Here is a 22168-nt window from a genome sequence, read left to right as displayed (position 1 = left end):
CGGAAGCGTGTCAGCACGACGCCAGCAGCCATTCGCGGAAGGCTACGAGCGACGGCAGCGTTTCGTTGCCCGGCGGGTAGACGAGGTAATAGCTGCGCTGGCTGGTAATCGTGTCGCCGATCGACACGAGTTCGCCGCGGCTCAATTCATCCTCGACGAGCACCTTCGGCACCAGCCCGATCCCCATTCCCGCGCGCACGGCCTGAATCAGGTGCGACGTCAGCTCGAAGCTCGGGCCGACGCGCATCTGGCGATGGTCGAGTCGATAGTGCGAGAACCACTCGGCCCAGGCCTGCTGATTGCTCGTCACGCCCAGCAGCGTCTGCTTCGCGGCCCAGGCCGGCGTGCGCGTGTCGGTCTTGCGGCCGCGCCCCGTATCGGGCGGCGCGATCGCGATCAGGAACTCGTTGTACAGCCGGTGCGCGTGCAGGCCCGGCCAGTCGTCCGCGCCAACGGTGATCGCCGCGTCGAGGTCGTCGTTGAGAAAATCGATCGCGCCGATCCGTGAATGAAGGTGCACGGTCACACCCGGATGCGCGGCGTAGAAGCCGTGCAGGTGCGGCAGCAGCCATTTCGAGCCGAACGTCGGCAGGGTGGCCAGCCGCAGCGAGCCGGCGCCCGCCTGATGCGACATCGCCTGCAGCGTCGCGCCGCGAATGCGCCCGAGCGCGCCGCTCAGCTCGGCGAAGTAGCGGCTGCCGACTTCGGTCAGCTTGACCGAGCGGCCCTCGCGCCGGAACAGCGGTACGCCGAGCTGATCCTCGAGCGTCTGCACCTGCCGGCTGATCGCGCTCTGGCTCAGCGACAGCTCGTCGGCCGCGCGCGTGTAGCTTTCATGCCGCGCGGCGGCCTCGAATGCGAGCAGCAGCGACATCGACGGGGTGAGGCGACGGTAATTCATGAGTTTTTTGCAAGATTTTCCGCGTGAGAATTCGTTTGTTTCCGGCGGGATATACAAAGATACTGGAATTCCCGGTTGCGCGGAAACTTGCGAAAAATTCATGTTTCGGCGCACGCGAACCGGCCGGCTCAACCCACATTGCGTTTTGTCCCATGTCGATCGTTCCGTTGCCCCGTCCCGCGAGCCCGTCCGCGAACGTTTATCGCGATTTTCTCGCCGCGCTGCAGGCGGCCGGCTTCGCCGGGGAAATTCGTGCGGACCACGCGAACCGGACCGTGCAGGCCACCGACAACTCGATCTACCAGCGCCTGCCGCAGGCAGTGGTCTGCCCCGCGCATGCGGACGACGTCCAGTTGCTGGCCCGGCTGCTGGCCGAGTCCGCGCACCGCGACGTCGCCGTGGCCGCGCGCGGCGGCGGCACCGGCACCAACGGGCAGTCGCTGACCGACGGCATCGTCGTCGATCTGTCGCGGAACATGAACCGCATCCTCGAGATCAACGCGGAAGAACGCTGGGTGCGCGTGGAGGCCGGCGTCGTCAAGGATCAGCTCAATGCGGCGCTGAAGCCGCACGGCCTCTTCTTCGCGCCGGAACTGTCCACGTCGAACCGCGCGACCGTCGGCGGGATGATCAACACCGACGCGAGCGGGCAGGGCAGCTGCACGTACGGCAAGACGCGCGATCACGTGCTCGAACTCGATTTCGTGCTGATGGGCGGCGAGCGGCTGCACAGCGACGCGCTCGACAATGAAGAACTGGAGCGCCGCTGCGCGCGGCAGGACCGTGTCGGCAAGGTGTATCGCACCGCGCGGCGCATCCGCGACGGCAAGGCCGCGCTGATCGACGCGAAGTTTCCGAAGCTCAACCGCTGCCTGACCGGCTACGACCTCGCGCACCTGCGCGAACCCGACGGCCGCTTCAACCTGAACAGCGTGCTGTGCGGCGCGGAAGGCTCGCTCGGCTTCGTCGTCGAGGCGAAGCTCAACGTGCTGCCGATCCCGAAGTTTTCGGTGCTGGTCAACGTGCGTTATGCGGGCTTCATGGACGCGTTGCGCGACGCGCGCGCGCTGCTCGAACACCGGCCGCTGTCGATCGAGACGGTCGACTCGAAAGTGCTGATGCTCGCGATGAAGGACTTCGTGTGGAGCAGCGTGGCTGAGTATTTCCCGCAGGACGACGCGCGTCCGACGCTCGGCATCAACCTGATCGAATTCAGCGGCGACGATGAACACGACGTCGATGCGCGCGTGCGTGCGTTCGTCGAGCATCTGCGCACCGATACGAGCGTGGCGCGGCTCGGCCACACGCTGGCGGTCGGCGACGACGCGGTGAAGCGCGTGTATGCGATGCGCAAGCGCGCGGTCGGCCTGCTCGGCAACGTGCAGGGCGAGGCGCGTCCGCAGCCGTTCGTCGAGGACACCGCGGTGCCGCCCGAGAACCTCGCCGCGTACATCGCCGAATTCCGCGCGCTGCTGGACGGCCACGGGCTGCAGTACGGGATGTTCGGCCACGTCGATGCGGGCGTGCTGCACGTGCGCCCGGCGCTCGACATGAAGGACCCGAAGCAGGCGGCGCTGGTGCGGCCCGTGTCGGATGCGGTGGCCGAACTCACGCGGCGCCATGGTGGCCTTTTATGGGGCGAGCACGGCAAGGGCGTCCGCTCCGAATATGCGCCGGCGTTTTTCGGGGAGCTGTATCCGTCGTTGCAACAACTGAAGGCCGCGTTCGATCCGCACAACCAGTTCAACCCGGGCAAGATCGCGACGCCGCCGGACTCCGCGCTGCGGCTGCTGAAGATCGACGAGGTGCCGACGCGCGGCGACCACGACCGGCAGATCGACGAGCGCGTGTGGCAAAGCTACGGCACCGCGATGCATTGCAACGGCAATGGCGCGTGCTACAACTTCGATCCGGATGACGCGATGTGCCCGTCGTGGAAGGCGACGCGCGAACGCGTGCAGTCGCCGAAGGGGCGCGCGTCGCTGATGCGCGAATGGTTGCGCCTGCAAGGGCAGGCGGGCGTCGACGTCGTCGCGGCGGCGCGCACGCGGCAGCCGTTCCTGCGCGGTCTGGCCGCGCGCTGGCGCAACGGCCGCAACGCCCGCGATGGCGACGCGGATTTCTCGCACGAGGTGTACGACGCGATGGCCGGTTGCCTCGCGTGCAAGTCGTGCGCGGGACAGTGTCCGGTCAAGGTGAACGTGCCCGAGTTCCGCTCGCGCTTTCTCGAGCTGTATCACCAGCGGTACCTGCGGCCGCTGCGCGACTACCTGATCGGCTCGCTCGAATTCACGATGCCGTGGATGGCGCGCGTGCCGGCGCTGTACAACGGGCTGATGGGTGCCGGTTGGGTGCGGACGCTGCTTGAGCGCCGGGTCGGCATGGTCGACAGCCCGCTGCTGAGCCGCTTCGATCTCGCGGCCGTGATCCGCGCATGGCGCGTGAAGCCGGCCGATCCGCATGCGCTCGCCGCGCTGAGCGATGCGCAGCGCGCGCGCAGCGTCGTCATCGTGCAGGACACGTTCACGCGCTACTTCGATACCGAGCAACTGGCGACGCTGATCGAGCTGGCGGCGCGCCTGGGCTTTCAGGTGTGGCTCGCGCCGCTCGCGCCGAACGGCAAGGCGCTGCACGTGCAGGGGTTTCTTCACGCATTCGAAAAGGCCGCGATTCGCAACGCGACGCAACTGGCCGCGCTGGCGCGCTCGGGTGTCGCGCTGGTCGGTCTCGATCCGGCGATGACGCTGACGTATCGGCAGGAGTACCGGAAGGTGACGGGGCTCACCGACGTGCCGAAGGTCGCGCTGCCGCAGGAATGGCTGCTCGATGTGCTGCCGGAAGCCGGTGCGGGCGGGGCGACGGTTTCATATCGGCTGCTGCCGCACTGCACCGAGAAGACCAATGCGCCGGACAGCGGCAAGCAATGGGTGCAGGTGTTCGCGCGTCGCGGGCTGCGCTTGCAGGTTCAGGCGGCCGGGTGTTGCGGGATGTCGGGCACGTACGGGCACGAGGCGCGCAATCTCGCGACGTCGAAGACGATCTATGCGCAGTCTTGGGCCGCGCACGTTGACGGGCCGGAGCAGGAAGGCGAGGCGCTGGCGACCGGGTATTCGTGCCGCAGCCAGGTGAAACGCCTGTCGTCGAAGCAGGTGCGCCATCCGTTGCAGGCGCTGCTCGACCATGTGCGGGCCGTGGGGTGACAACAGGGCGGTGCGGGGCGCGGGCCGCCTAGGCGGCGTCGATCGCGCGTCGAGCGGCAACCCCGTGCCGCTGTCGACTGCCGCCGGCGCGGGTCAGGCGTCGGCTTTCGCCGCTTTACGCGCCCGCGGTTTTTCCGCCGCGGGAAGCACGCCGACGCCGCGCGGCCGTTTCGGCTCGATCCGCATTTGCCGGATCACGCGCCGGAAGTCGATCTCGTGCGCGGCCAGCGTGCCGATCAGTTTCGCGATGACCGCGAGGTGGGAAGGGACGGTGCCCTTGCTCGAATAGTTGGTGATCGAACTTTCGTTCATCCGGATCAGGCGGGCGAACTCGCGCGCCGTCAACTGCGCCTTCTTCAACTCCTGCTGGAATTCCGCATACGCCATTGCGCACATGATGCTTCGTCTCCGTGAATCGGCATTCGGCCCGCGCGGCGCCGGCGTCGACGGGTGGCGTTCCCGTCGTGCCGGCGCCGCGTGGGGTTACATCTTCACCTGGTCAAGGAAGGTCTTCTTGCCGCTCTTGTAGCCGTAGATCGAGATGATCCCGTGCGTCAGGTCGCCCTTCGAGTCGAACGTCGTCGTGCCGATCACGCCGTCGTACTTCGTCGCCGGCATCGCCGCGAGGATCTTCGCCGGATCGGTCGAGTTCGCGCGCTTCATCGCGTCGACCGCGATGTAGACCGCGTCATACGCGAACGGTGCATCGAACTTGATGCCCTGGTTGAAGCGCTTCTGGTACTTCGCGAGGAAGTCCGCGCCGCCCGGCATCTTCTCGAGCGCAGCGCCTGCCTGCGAGCACAGCACGTTGTCGGCCGCCGGGCCGGCCAGCTGCGCGAGCGAGTCCGTGCACACGCCGTCGCCGGACAGGATCTTCGCGCGCAGGCCGAGCTGCTTCGCCTGCTTCGCGAGCGGGCCGCCGGTGGCGTCCATGCCGCCGTACATGATCGCGTCGGGGTTCTCGCCCTTGATCTTGGTCAGGATCGCGCGGAAGTCCACCGCCTTGTCGTTGGTCGCGTCGTGCGACAGCACCTTCAGGCCGAGCGCCTTCGCCTTCTTCTCGAACTCGTTCGCGAGGCCCTGGCCGTACGCGGTCGAATCGTCGATCACCGCGACGCTCTTCACGCCCTTCGACTGTGCATAGCTCGCGAGCGCCGGGCCCTGCTGCGCATCGGTCGCAACGACGCGGTAGGTGGTCTTGAAGCCTTGCTGCGTGTAGGTCGGGTTCGTGGCAGACGGCGAGATCTGCACGATGCCCGCGTCGCTGTAGATCTTCGACGCCGGGATCGACGTGCCCGAGTTCAGGTGGCCGATGACGGCGACGACCTTGTCGTCGACGAGCTTCTGCGCCACCTGCGTCGCCTGGCGCGGGTCGGCCGCGTCATCCTGCGCGTCGAGCTGCAGCGTGATCTTCTTGCCGCCGATCGTCAGGCCCTTCGCGTTGATTTCCTCGACCGCGAGGCGCGCGCCGTTCTCGTTGTCCTTGCCGAGGTGCGAGATACCACCCGTCGTCGGTTCGACGCTGCCGATCTTCACCACTTGATCGGCCATCGCGCCCGAGGCGGCCGCGAACGCGGCGGCAGCCAATGCAACGGTGATCAGGGGTTTGCAGCGCATGCCGACAGTGCTTCGTTCCATCTGTCATCTCCGAATTGAATGTCTTTCTATTGACGTCTCGACCGGCCGGCCGCAGCCGGCGCGATCGGACGATTTTCACTACCCGTCACGGGCGCGCTTGCATGGCGTCCGGCCAGGTGACCCGCCGCCCGGGCGAGCGGGCGGACCGGCGCCTGACGCGATGCAATTCGTATGAATATATCGGAACCCGCTTCCGCGTGCCGCCGTGCCCCGTGTGGCGGGCCGTTGCGGCGCTTGCCGGCGCGCGGATGTCGAAGGTTCCGGATACCGGAAATCGTGCGCCGCGGCGGCCTGCGGATTGCGATTCGCTGTCGTCGGCCTTACGGCCGTATCCATTATTCGGCCGGTCGTCGCGGCGAAGCCATGGACACTGACGTGCGGTCAATCGGGAACTGTTTGGTCGATTTGTCTGCACAGTTTGGTCAATTGCGAATCGCGTATCCGGTTGCATGGTCATGCTTCGTCGAGTGCGATCGCTGTCGTTATGCAACTAACGGTCTAGTTCGCCAGCATCGACGAATAGGTGCCGATTGCACTGACTACGCCATTCGTCCAGTTCGGCAGAAACCGGGGCTTTTCACGACCGGCCCGCTTCGGTTTTCGGATCGTCGCGTCGGCCACGCAATCGCCGCCATCTTGCCTACGACCGTCCGCGCCATGTGACGACGGTCACGCCTGCAATCGCCAGCAGGCCGCCGCACGCCGTCGCGATGCCGGGCCGCTCGCCCGTCAGCGCCATCGACAGCAGTGTCGCAACCGCCGGCGTCAGGTAGAGAAAGTTGGCCGCGCGCGCGGCGCCGAAGTAGCCGAGCGCGAAGGTCCATGTCGCGTAACCGAGCGCGGCGGGAAAGACGCCGAGCACCACGACGGCCAGCGCCGTATCGCGCGACCCGCCGCCGAGCGACCCGAGCGCGCCGGGCAGCCACGGCGCGAGCAGCGCCGCGCCCGCCAGTAGCGTGTATGCGGTGCACGGCAGCGCGCCGTACACGGGAATCAGCCGCCGCTGCAACACGAAATAGCTGGCCGAACACAGCGCCGCGCCGAGAATCAGCGTGCTCCCCGAGCCGAGGACGAGGCCGCCGGGCTGCCCTTGCGCGATCACCGCGATGCCGGCCAGGCTGACCAGCGACCCGAGCCAGCCCCAGCAATTGAAGCGCTCGCGCAGAAACACGGCGGCCAGCAACGCGGTGAAGATCGGCAGCGTGTTCACGATGAAACTCGCCGCGCCGGCCGACACGGTCTGTTCGCCGGTATTGAGCAGCGCGTTATAGAGTGCGATGCCGAGCAGGCCGCACGCGAGAAAGCGCCACGCATCGCTTTTCGTCGGCAGCGGCGGCCGTCGCCACGCGAGCCACGCGATCACGAGCAACGCAGCGGTCGCGAAGCGCGCGGCCGCGAGCTGCAGCGGTGCGAGGCCGTGCAGGCCGATCCGGATGAACGGGAAGGCGGACGCCCACGAGACGATCGTGAACGCGACGGCCGCTGCCGCGACGAGCGGTTGTCGCGCGCCGCGCGACGTCGGTGACGAAAGCGTATTCATGCGGTAATGGTGCGGCATGGCGAGATGCTAAGCTAGCGCACAGATCAACACCCGGATATGAATATGGCTCACAGCTCGGCGGCGCGGCGGGCAGACGGTCCGGCGCATGCGCGCCCGGTGGCCGCCACCCCGATGCCGGGCCCGCGGCCGCCGCTCGCGAGCCTGGAGACGGTCTGCACGGTCGCGCGCGAGGGTTCGTTTCTCGCGGCCGCCGACGTCTCCGGCGTCACGCACGGCGCGATCAGCCGGCGGGTGGCCGCCGTGGAAAACTGGCTCGGGATGGCGTTGTTCGAGCGGCATGCGCGCGGCGTGCGCCTGACGCCGGACGGGCAGCGCTTCGTCGGCCGGATCGAGCAGGCGTTCGCGATCATCGACGGCGCGGCCGATCAGTGGCGCTCGCCGCGCACGCCGCGGCTGGTCCGGATGAGCGTGGTGCCCGCGTTCGCGCAGCTGTGGCTGCTGGAGCGGCAGCCTGCGCTCGAGCGTGAAGCGCCCGCGCTGCGCATCGAGCTCGGCATCGAGCTGCGCAACGTGGATATCGCCGGTGGCGAAGCCGATCTGTCGATCCGGTACGGGCGCGGCAACTGGCGTCAGCTTGAAACCCGCCCGTTCATGCCGGAACGGCTGTATCCGGTCGCCCATCCGCGGCTTGCCGCGCAACTGGCCAGGATGCGCCGCGCAACGGGCGATGCCGCGCTGCTCGACATGCCGTTGCTGCACGATTCCGACGTGACCGGCTGGCGCACGTGGTTCGATGCGCTCGGCATTCGATTCAAGCCGCGTGCGCAGGATCGCCGGTTCGAGGATTACAACCTCGTGCTGGCGGCGGCCGAAGCGGGGCTGGGCGTGGCGCTTGCGCGAACACCGCTTGCGGATGCGTATCTGCGGCGCAGCGCACTCGTGCGCGTGAGCCGCCACGAAGTCGATTCGCTGCTCAGCTATCACTTCGTGCATGCGAAGGGCGAGAATCGACCGGAAGTCCTCGCGTTGATGGAGCGGATGGTCAGGGCGCTGGGGTAGGGGGCGCGGCGGATTGCGTAGAATGGCGAGCGGGACGCATGCCTTTCACGGCCGAAGGTCGTCGTACATCGAGATTTTCGCACCCGCGGCATGGGCAAGCGCGAGTGCTTCGGCGAGGTCGTCTTGGCTGACGGCGAACGCCGTATAGGCGTCGTGTCCGGTGTCGAGATGAAGCAACGCGTACCCTTTATCGGCCAGCCAGGCGCCCAGCACGAGCAGCCCGGCCGGTACGTCGCCTTCGCCGTCCCAGGTCCAGCGCTCGGCGATGCCCAGCGTATCGAGCATCTGGTTTGCCTGCCATTCGATTTGGTCGGATGCGCGCCAGTCGACCGAAATGCACAGGCACCAGTTGGAAGGGTCGAGCGTTTCCGGGGCGCTCATGTCGCGTGTCAGTACCCAGTCGAGTATCGACGACGTGTCTTCTCCGGGTTCGGCATCGAGGACGTAGGCGACGAGACGGTGACGGGTCGCGGTGTCGAGCGGCTTTACGATGAGCTCGACCAGCTTCGCAAGCGCCGCCAACGCGTCTGGCGATGGCGAGAAGTGATCGCGCAGGATATCGGCATCGGAAACCGGCTCGGGCGCGTCCGGTGTGTCGTTCCGGTCGCTTGTCTTGTTGCCAAACCAGCGCGTGAAAAATTGGATCATGGTTTCTCCAGCATTGCCTCGTTTCGCGGCCACCAACGCGTGCGATCACGGCCGGCAGGGAAGCCGGCTTTCGGATGAAGCCCGGTGTCGATGTCGTCGAGCGTACCGTCGGACTTCCGACGCCACGAAAGGGGCGAGTGTATACGGCACGGACGGCTGGCTTGCCATGGAAACTCGCGTGGTCATGCCGCTTTATGTCGGCGACCGTTTCGCGACGAATGGAATGCGGCGGGGCGCATATGTCCGATCGTGTACGTTCGTTCGGTCGCGGCCGCAGCCGCCGAATCGTTACAATGCAGCCGCGGAAAACGGCGAGATCGCCGCGGTGAAGCGGAATCGAGCCTTTGCCCAACGGCAGGGCAATCACCAATTATTGCAATACGGGTTCAAATTTGCACAAAAGGGAACCGATGAATAGACCAGACAAATCGTCGAAAGCGCGTGCGGCGCTGGATCAACTTTTTTCCGGCCTGGCGCCCACGGACGCGAAGCGCGAATCGCCGCGTCCGGGCAATCCGTTCGCAACGGACGACGAGGTGTCGAGCGCATCCGGCGGTCGCGGCGTCGAAGTCACGTTGTCGACCCGCATCCAGTTGCGCGGTTATCCGAGCGCCGACGCGTTCATGAAGCGCATGGCCGAAGCGTGGGGCCTCGAGTGGGGCACGTACGACAGCGTCCGCGCGGTGGCGACGCTGCCTGCCGGATGGCGTTCGCGCCGGCTTCCGGAAGTCACGCAGATCGTCGACGAGCGCGACGTGCTGCGCGCCGAGAGCAGCCTGCAGGGCGGCGAAATGTCGTATTTGAAGGTGCATCCGCGCTACTACATCGATGCGCGCAAGCGTTTCGGCTGGAGCAAGTCGTCGAAGGCGTCCGACGATCCGGATCTCGACGGCCCCGACTGGAACTGCTTCGTGATCGATCGTGAAAAATCCGTCGAATTGCACGAACTGACGACGTCGTCGTTGAAGGCCGACATGGACAATGCGCGGGCGACGCTGCTGAAATGGCTGGACGAGCACTATCCGAAACATCGCGATCCGTTTGCGTACTGGTCGGACTGCGAAGGGGCGTAGCGGACCGGTTTGCACGGCGGCTTCGCTCGATGCATCGATTTCCCCGCCATAAGGACGAGCATTGAAACAAGCGCGCGTGGTGCCGGTTCTCTGGGCAGCGTTCGGCGCGGCGGTCGGATCGACCGTCATCGAGTTGCTGCTTTGGGCCATCGTCGGCGAAGACGCCGTCCGGAACCTGTTGCGCGATGCGCGGCTCACGGCCGCGATCGTGATGGGGCCAGGCGTGCTCGGCGCGTCCGGCGGCTTCGATCCGCTGGTCATGGGCGTGGCGACGCTCGTGCATGCGGCGCTTTCGCTCGTCTATGCGGCCGTGCTGGCACGGCTGATCCGCAGTTTGCCGCTCGTGGCCGCGCTGTTCGCGGGCGGCGCGTTCGGGTTCCTCCTGTATGGCGTGAACCTGTACGGGTTCACGGCGATCTTTCCGTGGTTCATCCCGGTTCGCGGCGCGATCACGCTGATCGCTCATCTGGTATTCGGGATCGCGGCAGCGGCTGTCCACTACCTCGCCCGGCGCGAACCGGTGTAATGGCTTCGAACCCGCCGCGGTATGCCTGGCCGCGGCGGGAAGCCGGCAAGCGGGGCGCGCGTGACGCGACGATGCTGCCGGTGTGTCGCCTGCTCAGGCAAGCTTGCCGCGCGGATCGTCGAACGGAATCACCACGCGCGTGCGATATGCGGGTCGCGCCTTCCATCGTTCGTACCACGCCGTGACATGCGGCACGTCGGGCCGCGCGATATCGCGTTCGAAATACCGGTACAGGTGCGTGCCGGCCGCGATGTCGGCGAGCGTCGTGCGACGGGACGATCAGAACTTGTGGCGAATGCCGACGATCGCGAGTTCCTGCGTATCGGTGCCCGAGTTCACGCCGTACGAGCCGACCGACGCGGCCGCTTTCACGGTCGCCCCGCTCGCGTTGAGCGTGTTGCCGCTCGCCTTCTGATAGCCGAACAGCGCATACAGATCGGTGCGCTTCGACAGTGCGTAATCCGCGCCGAGGTTGACCTGGTTGTAGTGCGCGGAAGCCGGCCCCGTCAGCGACGTGTAGTTGTAGCCGACGCCCGCGCGCAGCGCCGGCGAGAACTGCCAGTTGAAGAACGCCGAGCCGTTGTTGAACTTCGCGTTCTGGCTGAACGCCGACAGCGTGTCCGCGCCGTATTGCGTGTTCGAATACGCGAGGCCGAAGGTCGCCGGCCCGGCCACGTACTGGCCGGCCACGCGCACGATCTGGATCGACTTCGCGCTCGAGAAGCCCTGGTTGATCACGGTGTTGAACAGCGTGTCCGAGCTGCTCGACCACGTGCGGACGCCGTTCGCGACCGTCGTGCCGCCGTTCGCGTAGAAGTAGCCGGCGCCGAGCGACAGCGGCCCGTTCGCGTAGCTCGCGCCGAAGCTGTACGTGCGGCCGCTGCCGGTCGCGCCCGCGACGCCGCCGAAGCCGTACAGCGCCGCGAACTGGAAGCCGGAGATCAGCGGGCTCGTGTATTTCACCGAGTTGCTGACGCGCAGGCTGTTGTCGTAGTTGTCGAGATCGCCCGGCGTCGCGAACACGCCGCCGAAGTAGTTGTCCTGCGTGAGGCCCTGCACGAGATCGACGACCGGATCGTACTGGCGGCCGAGCGTCACGGTGCCGTACGTGCTGCTCGCGAGGCCGACGACGGCCTTGCGGCCGAATTCGCGCTGGCCCTGGCCGAGCGCGCCGGTGCCGATGTTGAAGCCGTTTTCGAGCTGGAACAGCGCGGACAGGCCGCTGCCGAGATCCTCGATGCCGCGCAGCCCCCAGCGGCTGCCCGACAGGTTGCCGCTGCTGAACTTCACGAGGCTTGACGCGTTGCTGCCGTTCGCGTTCTGCGCGTTGTGGACGTACGCGATGCCCGCGTCGGCGATGCCGTACAGCGTGACGCTGCTTTGTGCGTGGGCGCCGGCGGTGGCGAGCGCGGCCGGCAGTGCGAGCAGCGCGAATGACCGGATCTGTTTCATGGTTGGATTCCCCCGTTGGTCAATTGGTCTGACGAATCGGTGAACGATACGGACCGCGCATCGTCGAGGGAACCAATAAATTGTCGGATCGTTATGAGGCGCGCGGCGATGGATGCGTGCGCAACGGGTTGGCGCCCGGCGCGGCTTTCTGGGGCTGCGTCGGTCGGTACGAAACCGCGCGAGGGCGCCCGGCCGGCGGAAAAGCGATCGCGGCGACCTTCGCCGACGATCGACGGCCGCCATGTCGCCAGGGCGGCCGACCTACTGCGCGACGCTTTCCGCCTCGGCCGTCTCCCCGAGGAACCCGCCGCTCTGGTGCGCCCACAGCGCCGCATAAATGCCACCCGCCTGCAGCAACTGCTGGTGCGTGCCTTCCTCGACGATGCGCCCTTCGTCGAGCACGATCAGCCGGTCCATCGCGGCGATCGTCGACAGCCGGTGCGCGATCGCGATCACCGTCTTGCCGCTCATCAGGGTGTCGAGGCTGCGCTGGATCGCGACTTCGACCTCGGAGTCGAGTGCGCTGGTCGCTTCGTCGAGTACGAGGATCGGCGCGTCCTTGAGCATCACGCGCGCGATCGCGACGCGCTGCCGCTGGCCGCCCGACAGCTTCACGCCGCGCTCGCCGACTTCGACGTCGTAGCCGCTGCGTCCGTGCCGATCGCGCAGCCGCTCGATGAACTCGGACGCTTCGGCCCGCACGGCCGCGTCGTGCATCTCCTGCTCGGTCGCGTCGGGGCGCCCGTACAGCAGGTTTTCGCGCATCGTCCGGTGCAGCAGCGACGTATCCTGCGTGACCATCCCGATCGCGCCGCGCAGGCTGTCCTGCGTCACATGCGCGATGTCCTGCCCGTCGATCCGGATCGTGCCGCCGCTCACGTCGTAGAAGCGCAGCAGCAGGTTCACGAGCGTCGACTTGCCGGCGCCCGAGCGGCCGATCAGGCCGATCCGCTCACCCGGCCGAATCGTCAGGTTCAGCCCGTCGAATACCGGGCGATCGTTGTCCTCGTGCGCGAACTGCACGTTGTCGAACACGATCTCGCCGCGCTGTACCGTAAGCGGCTTCGCATCGGGCGCGTCGACCACGCTGCGCACCTTCGTTAGCGTGTTGATGCCGTCCTGGATCGTGCCGACGTTCTCGAACAGTTCGGTCATTTCCCACATGATCCAGTGCGAATAGCTCGACAGGCGCAGTGCCATCGCGATCACGGCCGCGACGACGCCCGCGCTCGCCTCGCCGTGCAGCCACAGATACAGCGCGAGCCCGGCCGAGCCGATCAGCAGCAGCGTCGACAGCAGGTGGTTGACGATCTCGAATGCGCTGACGAGCCGCATCTGCGCATCGCCGGTCGCCTTGAACGCTTCCATCGCGCGCCGCGCATGGTCGGCTTCGCGCCGCGTATGCGAGAACAGCTTCACGGTCGTGATGTTCGAATACGCGTCGGTGATGCGGCCCGTCATCAGCGCGCGCGCGTCGGCCTGCCGGCTGCCGACCGCACCGAGGCGTGGCACGAAATACGCGCACGCCGCGCCGTAGCCGAGCGCCCACAGCGCGAGCGGAATCATCAGCCGCCAGTCGAAGCTCGCGGCGAGCACGAGGATGCCGATCAGGTAGGCGGTGACGCCGATCACGACGTCGACCGACATGAACAGCGCGTCGCGCACCGCGAGTGCCGTCTGCATGATCTTGGTCGTCACGCGGCCCGCGAATTCGTTCGCGTAGAACGACAGGCTCTGGTCGAGCATCAGCCGGTGAAACAGCCAGCGCAGCCGCATCGGGAAGTTGATCGCGAGCACCTGGTGCTTGACCATCGTATGCAGTGCGATCAGCAGCGCGCTGCCGGCGAGGATCGCCGCGAAACCGGCGAGCGTGCCGAAGTGGCGGCCGCCGAAGTCGGCCGGTGTCGAGGACGACAGCCAGTCGACGACGTGCCCCATCATCGCGAACAGCGCGGCTTCGTACGCGGCCAATGCGGCCGACGTCAGCGCGATCAGCAGGATCCAGCCGCGCGCGCCTTTCGTGCACGCCCAGACGAACGAGAAGAATCCCTTCGGCGGCGTGACGGGATCCTCGAGCGGGAAAGTCGGCAGGCGCCGTTCGAACCACGAATACATCGACTTGTTCTCCTTGTGCGGCCCGACGCAGCGGGTGGGCCGATGATGGCGGGGCCGGATGCGATGCGGTCATCGTGCGCCGGCACGTCCGTCCCGGGGATGGACGTTGCGATCGCGGGGCCCGGTTTCAAGTGTCGCATCGATTCGCCCGTGCTGCAGGCCGGTTGTAAGCCGCGCCGGCCAGGCGAACGGCGCCGGACTTGCGCGTCGGGCTCGAAGGAGGGGCCATCACGCCCTTAAAAAAATGCTTGACTATCTATCTATGAGTAGATAAAGTTCGACCCATGGAAACGAAACCGACCGTCCGCGAACAGATTCTCGACCACGCGATCACGCTGATGATGCAGCGCGGTTACAACGGCTTCAGCTATCGAGACCTGTCCGACCTGGTGGGCGTGAAGACGTCGAGCATTCACTACTACTTCCCGTCGAAGGACGATCTCGTGCTGGAAGCGGTGGCGGCCTACAGCGACGAAGTCCTCGCGGCCGTGCGGGCGATCGATCCGGCATTGCCGGCCGACGTGAAGCTGAGCTTGTACACGAAGATGTTTGGTCGCACGCTCGGCGACGGCAACCTGATCTGCCTGTGCGGGATGCTCGCGTCCGACATCGAAACGTTGCCGGAGAACGTGCGGCAGGCTGTGCAGGCGTTCTTCACGGCCAACGAGCGCTGGCTCACGGCATTGTTGGCCCAAGGCGCGAAGGAAGGCACGCTGCAGTTCAGCGGCGAGCCAGAAACCGCGGCGCGCACGCTGTACGCGGCGTTCCAGGGCAGCGTGCTGGCCAGCCGGCTGTTTCACACGCGGGCGCGTCTCGAGGATGTCGAGGCCGTCTGGAAAACGCGGTCCTGACGGACGGCGCAAGCAGTCGGGCGGTTCGCCGCCTTTTATTGGATCACGTTATCTATCATGTAGTAGATAGATGATTGGCGCAGGTGGATCTTCCGCCTGCATTTTTTGGGGATGTTTATCTATCTATGAGTAGATAAATAAGCGCGATGCCGGCGGAGAAGCCGCCGGCACGCGGGACCCCCGGTTCGAAGGCTGTTTCATTCATTTATGGAAAAGGAGTCTGTCATGTCGATCGAAAAAGTGCTGTACCGCGCCCATGCAAAAGCCACCGGCGGCCGCGACGGCCGTGCGACGGTGCCCGAAAGCGGCCTCGACCTGAAGCTGACCACGCCGCGCGAGCTCGGCGGCGCGGGCGGTGCGGGCGCGAACCCGGAGCAACTGTTCGCCGCCGGCTACAGCGCGTGCTTCATCGGCGCGATGAAGTTCGTCGCGGCGCGCGACAAGATCGCGATCCCTGCGGACGCGTCGATCGAAGGCAGCGTCGGCATCGGCGCGATCCCGAACGGCTTCGGCATCGAAGTCGAACTGAAGATCTCGCTGCCGGGCCTCGATCGCGACGTCGCGCAGACGCTGATCGATCGCGCGCACGTCGTCTGCCCGTACTCGAACGCGACGCGCGGCAACATCGACGTCACGCTCACGCTCGTCTGATCAATCGCAGTGCCAGCCATCCATCGCCATTCGAAGATTCGACCAAGGAGTTGCACCATGAAGATCGTCAAGCCGCTGTTGATCGCTGCCGCCGTGGCAGCCGCACTGTCCGCCGCACCTGCCGCGTTCGCCGCGGGCGCCGATGCCGTCGGTCCTGATGCGAAGACGAGCGCGTTCCTCGCCGCGCTGAACGGCCAGAAGGGCCCGGGGCTCGAAACGCTGAGCCCCGCGAAGGCGCGCCAGGTGCTGGTCGACGCGCAGAACGGCGTGAAGGTCGATCTGTCCGGCATCGATGTGTCGAACCGCACGATCGAACAGGACGGCGTGTCGGTGCCCGTCACGATCGTGCGCCCGCAAGGCGTGACGGGCACGCCGCCGGTATTCGTGTTCATCCACGGCGGCGGCTGGGTGCTCGGCGATTTCCCGACGCACGAGCGCCTCGTCCGCGATCTCGTCGTGCAGTCGGGCGCCGTCGCGGTGTTCGTGAACTACACGCCGTCGCCGGAAGCGCGTTACCCGGTCGCGATCAACCAGGCGTATGCGGCGACGAAATGGGTGGCCGCGCACGGCGCGGAGATCGGCGTCGACGGCAGCCGCCTCGCGGTGGTCGGCAACAGCGTCGGCGGGAACATGTCGGCCGTCGTCGCGCTGATGGCGAAGGACAAGGGCGGCCCCGCGATCCGCTTCCAGGGGCTGATGTGGCCGGTCACGGACCACAACTTCAACACGGGCTCGTACAACGCGTACCAGCAGGGCCACTTCCTGACGCGGCCGATGATGAAGTGGTTCTGGGACGCCTATACGAAGAACGAAGCGCAACGCAACGAGATCTACGCGTCGCCGCTGCGCGCGAGCGTCGCGCAGTTGAAGGGGCTGCCGCCCGCGCTGATCCAGGTCGCGCAGTTCGACGTGTTGCGTGACGAAGGCGAGGCGTACGGCCGCAAGCTCGACGCGGCCGGCGTGGACGCGACGACCACGCGCTACGACGGCACGATTCACGATTTCGGTTTGCTGAACGCGCTGGCCGACGATGCGCCGACGAAAGCCGCGACGAAGGCGATGGCCAACGAAATCGCGACGCGGCTGAAGTAACGCGATCGGCAGGCGTTCGAAGCTGAGCGACAGGACGGCGGGCAGGTGCCCGCCGTTTTTTGCATGGGGGTGTGTCGTCCATACCGGCAGCGCGTCGTGCGAAACGGCTGCATGGCGAGCGCGCCATCGCACGACCGCGCCGGGCCGCCGGCATTGTTGGTACGATCGCGCGTATCGTTCATGCCGGCGTCGCAAGCCGCCGGCTCATCGGCCGCACGGCCACGTTCAGGAGAAGCGGTTCATGTTGCAGGCGTTCGCGGTCTTGCTGATCTTCCAGTGTCTCGGGGAAGGCGTGTCCTATCTGTTCGGCCTGCCAGTGCCGGGCCCCGTGATCGGCATGCTGCTGCTGTTCGGCTTCGTGATGCTGCGCCCGCAGGCGGCCGACGCGATCGAGCCGACCGCGCTCGAGCTGCTGCGTCACCTGTCGCTGCTGTTCGTGCCGGCCGGCGTCGGCATCATGGTGTCGGCCGAGCGCGTGCGCGGCGACGCGGTCGCGGTCGTCGTCGCGCTGGCCGTCAGCACCACGCTCGCGATCGCGGTGACGGCCCTCGTCACGCGCGCGCTGCTGCGGCGCCAGCGCCGCGCGGGCGGCACCGCGGAGGGCGCGCAATGACGGCCTTCCCGAAACTCGGCGCGATCTGGGTTTATCTCGCCGCGAGCCCGCTGCTCGGCCTGACCATCACGCTGGTCGCGTATCTGTTCGCGCAGGCCGTCTATGCGCGGGCGCGTTTCAATCCGCTCGCGAATCCGGTGCTGATCGCGGTCGCGATGATCGTCGTGCTGCTGACGCTCACGCATACGCCGTATTCCACGTATTTCGAAGGCGCGCAGTTCGTCCATTTCCTGCTCGGCCCCGCGACCGTCGCGCTCGCGTTGCCGCTGTACCGCCAGTGGTCGAAGCTGCGGCGCGCCGCGCTGCCGCTGCTCGTCGGCCTGCTCGCGGGCTCGCTGACCGCGATCGTGTCGGCGGTCGGCATCGCCGCGCTGTTCGGGGCGTCGCACCAGACGATCGCGTCGCTCGCGCCGAAATCGGCGACGACGCCGATCGCGATGGCCGTCGCCGCCGAGATCGGCGGCATTCCGTCGCTCACCGCCGTGCTCGTGATCTCGACCGGGATCTTCGGCGCGGTGTGCGCGCGCGGCATCCTCAATCTGCTGCGGGTCGACGAGCCGGCCGTGCGCGGTTTCGCGCTCGGCGTCGCGTCGCACGGGATCGGCACCGCGCGCGCGTTCCAGGTCAGCGAGGAAGCCGGCGCGTTCGCCGGGCTCGGGATGGGGCTGAACGGCGTGCTGACGGCATTCGTCGTGCCGATCCTGTTGCCGGTGCTGTCGCGCTGGATCTGAGCGCCGGCGGGCCACGGGCTATCGGTTTCCCTGATGGCGCGCACGACAGGCCGAACGCGCGGCGCATTCGGTACGCATGTATCGTTGACGTTATCAGGAGAATTCAGGAACGCACACGGACATTTGCGCGGCGATCGGCTAACGTTGCATCGGTGCCGTTGTCGCAGGCCGTCGCGTGCGCGCCGGTGTCCGACCCACACTCAACAATCGACAAGGAGATCGGTCATGAAGCAGTCTCGCGTGGTTTCGGTGGCAGTAGCAGCAGCGGCGTCGTTCGGTCTGTTGTTGACCGCCGCGCCGGCGGCATACGCGCAGGACGCTGCGCCCGCGCCGACGCAAAAGCAGCTCGACAAGGCGCAGAAGAAGGCGGCGCGCAAGGCGGCCCGCGCGCGGCACGCGTCGGACCTGAAGGCGATCGGCACCGGCAGCGGCTACCGGTTGACCGGCGACCAGAGCAACTATCCGCAGAACGCGGTGCAGAAGGCGCCCGCGGCGCCGGCCGCGCCGGCTTCGGGCCAGTAACGGTCGACAGCGTCGCACAGCACGAACGGCGCCGGTCGAACCGGCGCCGTTCGTTCGTGAGCGCGACTCGGTAGGCGCGAGCCCGCCGCGTTACGACGCGAGCTTGCTCGCGAGTTCCGCCACGTGCTTGCCCTGGTAGCGCGCGATGTCGAGTTCGTTCGCGCTCGGCTGGCGGCTGCCGTCCGCGCCGGCGAGCGTCGTCGCGCCGTACGGTGTGCCGCCGGTGATTTCGTTCATGTTGACGAGCCCGCTGCACGCATACGGCACGCCCACGATCACCATCCCGTGATGCAGCAGCGTCGTGTGGAACGACGTGATCGTCGTTTCCTGGCCGCCGTGCTGCGTGCCGGTCGACGCGAACACGCTGCCGATCTTGCCGACGAGCGCGCCTTTCATCCACAGGCCGCCCGTCTGGTCGAGGAACGTGCGCATCTGCCCGGCCATATTGCCGAAGCGGGTCGGCGTGCCGAAGATGATCGCGTCGTAGTCGGCGAGTTCGTCCACCGTGGCGACCGGCGCGGCCTGGTCGACCTTCACGCCGATCGCGCGGGCCTGGTCGGCCGGGATCGTTTCCGGCACGCGCTTGAGCGTGACCTCGACGCCGGGCACCGATTTCGCGCCCTCCACGACGTGCTGCGCCATCGTTTCGACGTGCCCGTAGGACGAGTAGTAAAGAACGAGAACCTTGGCCATGTTGCGAATCTCCGATTAAAAGGGCCCCGCGTTTCGGCGGGGCCCGGTTTCCCGAACGGGCGTCACGCCCATTCGGCCGTCACTTCGACCGGACGCAGGTCGAACACGAGCACTTCGGCGTCCTTGCCGTCGGCGATCGTCAGCGCGTGTTCGCCGCGGATGCGCGCGCCGTCGCCTTCGCCGAGCGTCACGCCGTTGACCGTCACGCTGCCGCGCGCCACGTGCACGTAAGCAAAGCGGTTCGGATCAAGTTCCAGCGTCGCGCTTTCGTCGCGGTCGAACAGGCCCGCGTAAATCCGCGTGTCCTGCCGGATCTTCAGCGAACCGGCGTCGCCGTTTGGCGACACGACGAGGGCGAGCTTGCCGCGCTTGTCGTCGGCCGCGACATTCGTCTGCTGATAGCGCGGCTCGGCGCCCTTTTCGGCCGGCCCGACCCAGATCTGCAGGAAGTGGACCGGTGTGTCCTGCGAGTGGTTGAACTCGCTGTGGCGCACGCCGGTGCCCGCGCTCATCAACTGCACGTCGCCCGGCACGATCACCGAGCCGGTGCCCATCGAGTCCTTGTGTTCGAGCGCGCCGTCGAGCACGTACGACACGATTTCCATGTCGCGGTGCGGGTGCGTGCCGAAGCCGCGGCCCGGGGCGACGCGGTCGTCGTTGATCACGAGCAGATCGGAGAAGCCGACTTGCTTCGGATCGTAGTAATTCGCGAACGAAAACGTATGACGGGAGCTGAGCCAGCCATGCTCCGCACGGCCACGTTGGTTTGCTGCACGGATGTCGATCATGATTTTTTGTCCTTGAAGTCGCCGGACCTCGGAAGTGGGCTCGGCTGTTCGTTGAGATGAATCTTAGGTCAATCGATTTGACAAATAAATCGCTGTAGAGATAATGACTGTCGCTATGGAGTGGACAATATGGAATTCAACGATCTGAGGATCTTCGTCGCGACGGTGGACGCAGGCAGCTTCACGGCGGCGGCCGATCAGTTGATGCTGTCCAAGCAGTTCGTCAGCCGGCGCACGATGGCGCTGGAGGCGTCGCTCGGCGTGCGGCTGCTGCATCGCAATACCCGCAATCTCGCGGTGACCGAATCGGGGCAGGAGTTCTACGCGCGCGCGCAGCGCATCCTCGCGGAGATCGCCGACGCCGAGCAGGCGATGTCGGTACGCAGCACCGAGCTGCACGGCTCGCTGAAGATCAGCGCGCCGCTGTCGTTCGGAATCACGCACGTGTCGCCGCTGATCGCCGAATTCCTGGCCGCGCACTCGGCCGTGCGGCTGAACATCGACCTGACCGACCGGCGCGTCGACCTGATCGGCGAGGGCTTCGACCTCGTGCTGCGGATCGGCTCGCTCGAGGATTCGACGCTGATCGCGCGTCCGCTCGGCGCGTGGCGGATGATCGCGTGCGCGAGCCCCGCCTACCTGAAGCGGCAGGGCACACCGCAGACGCCGGCCGATCTGGCGGGCCACACATGCGTGCTGTACGGGCGCGAGCGGCGGGTCGGCTGGGAATTCCGCGTCGACGGCGCGGCGCGCACATTCGACGTGCAGGGTCCGCTCGTCGCGAACAACGGCGAAGTGGTGCGCGACGCGGCGATCGCCGGGCTCGGCATCGCGCTGCTGCCGGATTTCATCGTCGGCGGGGCGCTCGACAGTGGTGCGCTGGTGCCGGTGCTCGACGCGTATGCGCCGTCGCCGATCACCCTCAATGCGGTGTTTCCGCAGCATCGGGAAGGGTTCGTCACGCTGCGCACGTTCATCGGGTTTCTCGCGGAACGGCTTGGGACGCCGGCGCCGACGGGAGCGAGCGGAGCGGGTCCGGTACGGTAGCCGGCCGCCTTGCGGTGAATAGGGCGATTAATCTCCGCATGATTTGCGGAGATTGTTGAGTCGTGCGGCCAATATTCGGGGCTGTCGCGGATCACGGTCGGCGGCTGGCGCCCGGATGCGAGCGGGCCGATGCAGGTGGTCTCCGGGCCGATCGGCCGGCAGCGCGTGCATTTCGAGGCGCCGCCTGCCGCACGCCTGCCGCACGAGACCGGGCGCTTTCTCGCGTGGCTCAATGCGCCGCCGGCCGAGCCATTGCTGATCCGGGCCGGCCTGGCCCACCTGTGGTTCGTCACGCTCCACCCGTTCGACGACGGCAACGGTCGTATCGCGCGCGCGCTCGGGGATCTGGTTCTGGCGCGCGCCGATCGAAGCCCGCAGCGTTTCTACAGCCTGTCCGCGCAGATCCAGCGCGAGCGCAACGCGTATTACGACGTGCTGGAGCGCACGCAGCGCGGCTCGCTCGACGTCACGGAGTGGCTCGCGTGGTTTCTGAACACGCTGGGCTGGGCCATCGATCATGCGCACACGACGCTCGATGCGGTGCTGATCAAGGCGCGCTTCTGGCAGCGATGCGCGGGCGTCGCGATGAACGAACGCCAGGTCAAGGTCATGAATCGCCTGCTCGACGGCTTCGAAGGCAAGCTGACGACCACCAAGTGGGCCGCCCTCGCGAAATGCTCGCAAGACACGGCGCTGCGCGATATCACGGAGCTCGTCGGGCAGCACATGCTGCGTCGCTCGGCGTCCGGCGGCCGGAGCACGAGTTACGAACTGGTGCCGTTCGACGGCTGACGTCATTACCGGCTCGTCTCGTCCTGCGCGCGAAAGGCATCGTGTGCGTGACCAATGCAGAAGGTGCGATTGCCACACGCGTGTGGCAAGTCGCGGCGCATCCGGTTCACGTCGATGGAAAACGAAGGGCCGACCAGGCGCGACGGCGATCGCGTGATCGTGTTCATCGGGATCACGCTCGCGCGACCCAAGCCGCGTTGCGCGAGGGCATCGTGCATTGCACCGCGGCACCGCCGCCGACATAGTTGCGGCGACATCGAACGTCGATTGATCGG

General features: G+C 66.9%; 21 protein-coding genes and 2 pseudogenes. 12 read left to right on the top strand and 11 right to left on the bottom strand.

Annotated features, from left to right (window positions below; all coding sequences use genetic code 11):
* Nucleotides 1-10: 10 nt before the first annotated feature.
* Nucleotides 11-901 (bottom strand): LysR substrate-binding domain-containing protein, encoded by an 891-nt coding sequence (locus tag LGM42_RS22490; protein WP_226233223.1) that lies wholly within the window; start codon nucleotides 899-901, stop codon nucleotides 11-13.
* Between the two features lie 152 nt (nucleotides 902-1053).
* On the opposite strand from LGM42_RS22490, the gene LGM42_RS22485 reads away from it, so the two are divergent.
* The gene (locus tag LGM42_RS22485; RefSeq protein WP_226233222.1) at nucleotides 1054-4101 is read left to right on the top strand and encodes an FAD-binding and (Fe-S)-binding domain-containing protein; all 3048 of its coding nucleotides are present in this window, start codon (nucleotides 1054-1056) and stop codon (nucleotides 4099-4101) included.
* Between the two features lie 93 nt (nucleotides 4102-4194).
* Here the strand turns inward: LGM42_RS22485 and LGM42_RS22480 are convergent, their stop codons facing one another.
* The 3 genes from LGM42_RS22480 to LGM42_RS22470 form a co-directional block, all read right to left on the bottom strand.
* The gene (locus LGM42_RS22480; RefSeq protein ID WP_059579460.1) at nucleotides 4195-4497 is read right to left on the bottom strand and encodes a hypothetical protein; all 303 of its coding nucleotides are present in this window, start codon (nucleotides 4495-4497) and stop codon (nucleotides 4195-4197) included.
* A gap of 87 nt (nucleotides 4498-4584) precedes the next feature.
* Nucleotides 4585-5739 carry a branched-chain amino acid ABC transporter substrate-binding protein gene (locus tag LGM42_RS22475; protein WP_059579457.1) on the bottom strand — a complete coding sequence of 385 codons (1155 nt, stop codon included), beginning with the start codon at nucleotides 5737-5739 and terminating at the stop codon, nucleotides 4585-4587.
* A gap of 640 nt (nucleotides 5740-6379) precedes the next feature.
* Nucleotides 6380-7279, bottom strand: a complete 900-nt coding sequence (locus LGM42_RS22470; RefSeq protein WP_226233221.1) for a DMT family transporter — start codon at nucleotides 7277-7279, stop codon at nucleotides 6380-6382.
* A gap of 57 nt (nucleotides 7280-7336) precedes the next feature.
* On the opposite strand from LGM42_RS22470, the gene LGM42_RS22465 reads away from it, so the two are divergent.
* Nucleotides 7337-8299, top strand: coding sequence for a LysR substrate-binding domain-containing protein (locus tag LGM42_RS22465; protein ID WP_226233220.1), 963 nt, complete (start codon nucleotides 7337-7339; stop codon nucleotides 8297-8299).
* 45 nt (nucleotides 8300-8344) lie between these two features.
* On the opposite strand, the gene LGM42_RS22460 is transcribed toward LGM42_RS22465, so the two are convergent.
* Nucleotides 8345-8947 carry a hypothetical protein gene (locus LGM42_RS22460; RefSeq protein WP_226233219.1) on the bottom strand — a complete coding sequence of 201 codons (603 nt, stop codon included), beginning with the start codon at nucleotides 8945-8947 and terminating at the stop codon, nucleotides 8345-8347.
* A 410-nt stretch (nucleotides 8948-9357) separates the two neighbouring features.
* On the opposite strand from LGM42_RS22460, the gene LGM42_RS22455 reads away from it, so the two are divergent.
* Complete coding sequence (locus LGM42_RS22455) at nucleotides 9358-10020, top strand: hypothetical protein (RefSeq protein WP_059579449.1); 663 nt, start codon at nucleotides 9358-9360, stop codon at nucleotides 10018-10020.
* A gap of 61 nt (nucleotides 10021-10081) precedes the next feature.
* The gene (locus LGM42_RS22450) at nucleotides 10082-10546 is read left to right on the top strand and encodes a sodium:proline symporter (protein WP_226233218.1); all 465 of its coding nucleotides are present in this window, start codon (nucleotides 10082-10084) and stop codon (nucleotides 10544-10546) included.
* Between the two features lie 93 nt (nucleotides 10547-10639).
* Here LGM42_RS22450 and LGM42_RS33375 read toward each other — a convergent pair.
* From LGM42_RS33375 to LGM42_RS22440, 3 genes and pseudogenes are all read right to left on the bottom strand, one after another.
* Nucleotides 10640-10804: pseudogene (locus LGM42_RS33375) on the bottom strand (glutathione S-transferase); the annotation flags it as partial.
* A gap of 21 nt (nucleotides 10805-10825) precedes the next feature.
* Entirely contained in the window at nucleotides 10826-11998 is a 1173-nt protein-coding gene (locus LGM42_RS22445; RefSeq protein WP_060310010.1) for a porin, read from the bottom strand.
* 261 nt (nucleotides 11999-12259) lie between these two features.
* Nucleotides 12260-14113: an ABC transporter ATP-binding protein gene (locus LGM42_RS22440; protein ID WP_226233217.1), complete on the bottom strand. Its 1854-nt coding sequence runs from the start codon at nucleotides 14111-14113 to the stop codon at nucleotides 12260-12262.
* 284 nt (nucleotides 14114-14397) lie between these two features.
* Here LGM42_RS22440 and LGM42_RS22435 point away from each other — a divergent pair, with 284 nt between their 5' ends.
* The 6 genes from LGM42_RS22435 to LGM42_RS22410 all read left to right on the top strand — a co-directional run bounded on the left by LGM42_RS22435 (nucleotide 14398) and on the right by LGM42_RS22410 (nucleotide 18573).
* Nucleotides 14398-14964 (top strand): TetR/AcrR family transcriptional regulator, encoded by a 567-nt coding sequence (locus LGM42_RS22435; protein WP_104013067.1) that lies wholly within the window; start codon nucleotides 14398-14400, stop codon nucleotides 14962-14964.
* 225 nt (nucleotides 14965-15189) lie between these two features.
* Entirely contained in the window at nucleotides 15190-15615 is a 426-nt protein-coding gene (locus LGM42_RS22430) for an organic hydroperoxide resistance protein (protein WP_059579400.1), read from the top strand.
* A 57-nt stretch (nucleotides 15616-15672) separates the two neighbouring features.
* Nucleotides 15673-16707 carry an alpha/beta hydrolase gene (locus LGM42_RS22425; RefSeq protein WP_226233216.1) on the top strand — a complete coding sequence of 345 codons (1035 nt, stop codon included), beginning with the start codon at nucleotides 15673-15675 and terminating at the stop codon, nucleotides 16705-16707.
* A 241-nt stretch (nucleotides 16708-16948) separates the two neighbouring features.
* Nucleotides 16949-17320 (top strand): CidA/LrgA family protein, encoded by a 372-nt coding sequence (locus tag LGM42_RS22420; RefSeq protein ID WP_226233215.1) that lies wholly within the window; start codon nucleotides 16949-16951, stop codon nucleotides 17318-17320.
* Nucleotides 17317-18051, top strand: a complete 735-nt coding sequence (locus LGM42_RS22415) for an LrgB family protein (protein ID WP_059638954.1) — start codon at nucleotides 17317-17319, stop codon at nucleotides 18049-18051. Before LGM42_RS22420 ends, LGM42_RS22415 begins: the two co-directional genes overlap by 4 nt.
* A gap of 225 nt (nucleotides 18052-18276) precedes the next feature.
* On the top strand, nucleotides 18277-18573 hold the full coding sequence (locus tag LGM42_RS22410; RefSeq protein ID WP_059579389.1) for a hypothetical protein: 297 nt from the start codon (nucleotides 18277-18279) through the stop codon (nucleotides 18571-18573).
* A gap of 90 nt (nucleotides 18574-18663) precedes the next feature.
* Here LGM42_RS22410 and wrbA read toward each other — a convergent pair whose 3' ends face one another.
* Complete coding sequence (gene wrbA, locus LGM42_RS22405) at nucleotides 18664-19266, bottom strand: NAD(P)H:quinone oxidoreductase (RefSeq protein ID WP_059579387.1); 603 nt, start codon at nucleotides 19264-19266, stop codon at nucleotides 18664-18666.
* A 62-nt stretch (nucleotides 19267-19328) separates the two neighbouring features.
* On the bottom strand, nucleotides 19329-20054 hold the full coding sequence (locus LGM42_RS22400; RefSeq protein WP_226233214.1) for a pirin family protein: 726 nt from the start codon (nucleotides 20052-20054) through the stop codon (nucleotides 19329-19331).
* 129 nt (nucleotides 20055-20183) lie between these two features.
* On the opposite strand from LGM42_RS22400, the gene LGM42_RS22395 reads away from it, so the two are divergent.
* On the top strand, nucleotides 20184-21101 hold the full coding sequence (locus LGM42_RS22395) for a LysR family transcriptional regulator (RefSeq protein ID WP_226233213.1): 918 nt from the start codon (nucleotides 20184-20186) through the stop codon (nucleotides 21099-21101).
* Between the two features lie 72 nt (nucleotides 21102-21173).
* Nucleotides 21174-21893 (top strand): annotated as a pseudogene (locus LGM42_RS22390) (Fic family protein); the annotation flags it as partial.
* 5 nt (nucleotides 21894-21898) lie between these two features.
* Here LGM42_RS22390 and LGM42_RS22385 read toward each other — a convergent pair.
* Nucleotides 21899-22060, bottom strand: coding sequence for a hypothetical protein (locus LGM42_RS22385; RefSeq protein ID WP_226233212.1), 162 nt, complete (start codon nucleotides 22058-22060; stop codon nucleotides 21899-21901).
* Nucleotides 22061-22168 lie beyond the last annotated feature (108 nt).

It is taken from the genome of Burkholderia sp. AU39826 (genome assembly GCF_020419965.1).
In the GTDB taxonomy this organism is placed as follows: domain Bacteria; phylum Pseudomonadota; class Gammaproteobacteria; order Burkholderiales; family Burkholderiaceae; genus Burkholderia; species Burkholderia semiarida.
This window is presented reverse-complemented; position numbering and strand designations above follow the sequence as displayed.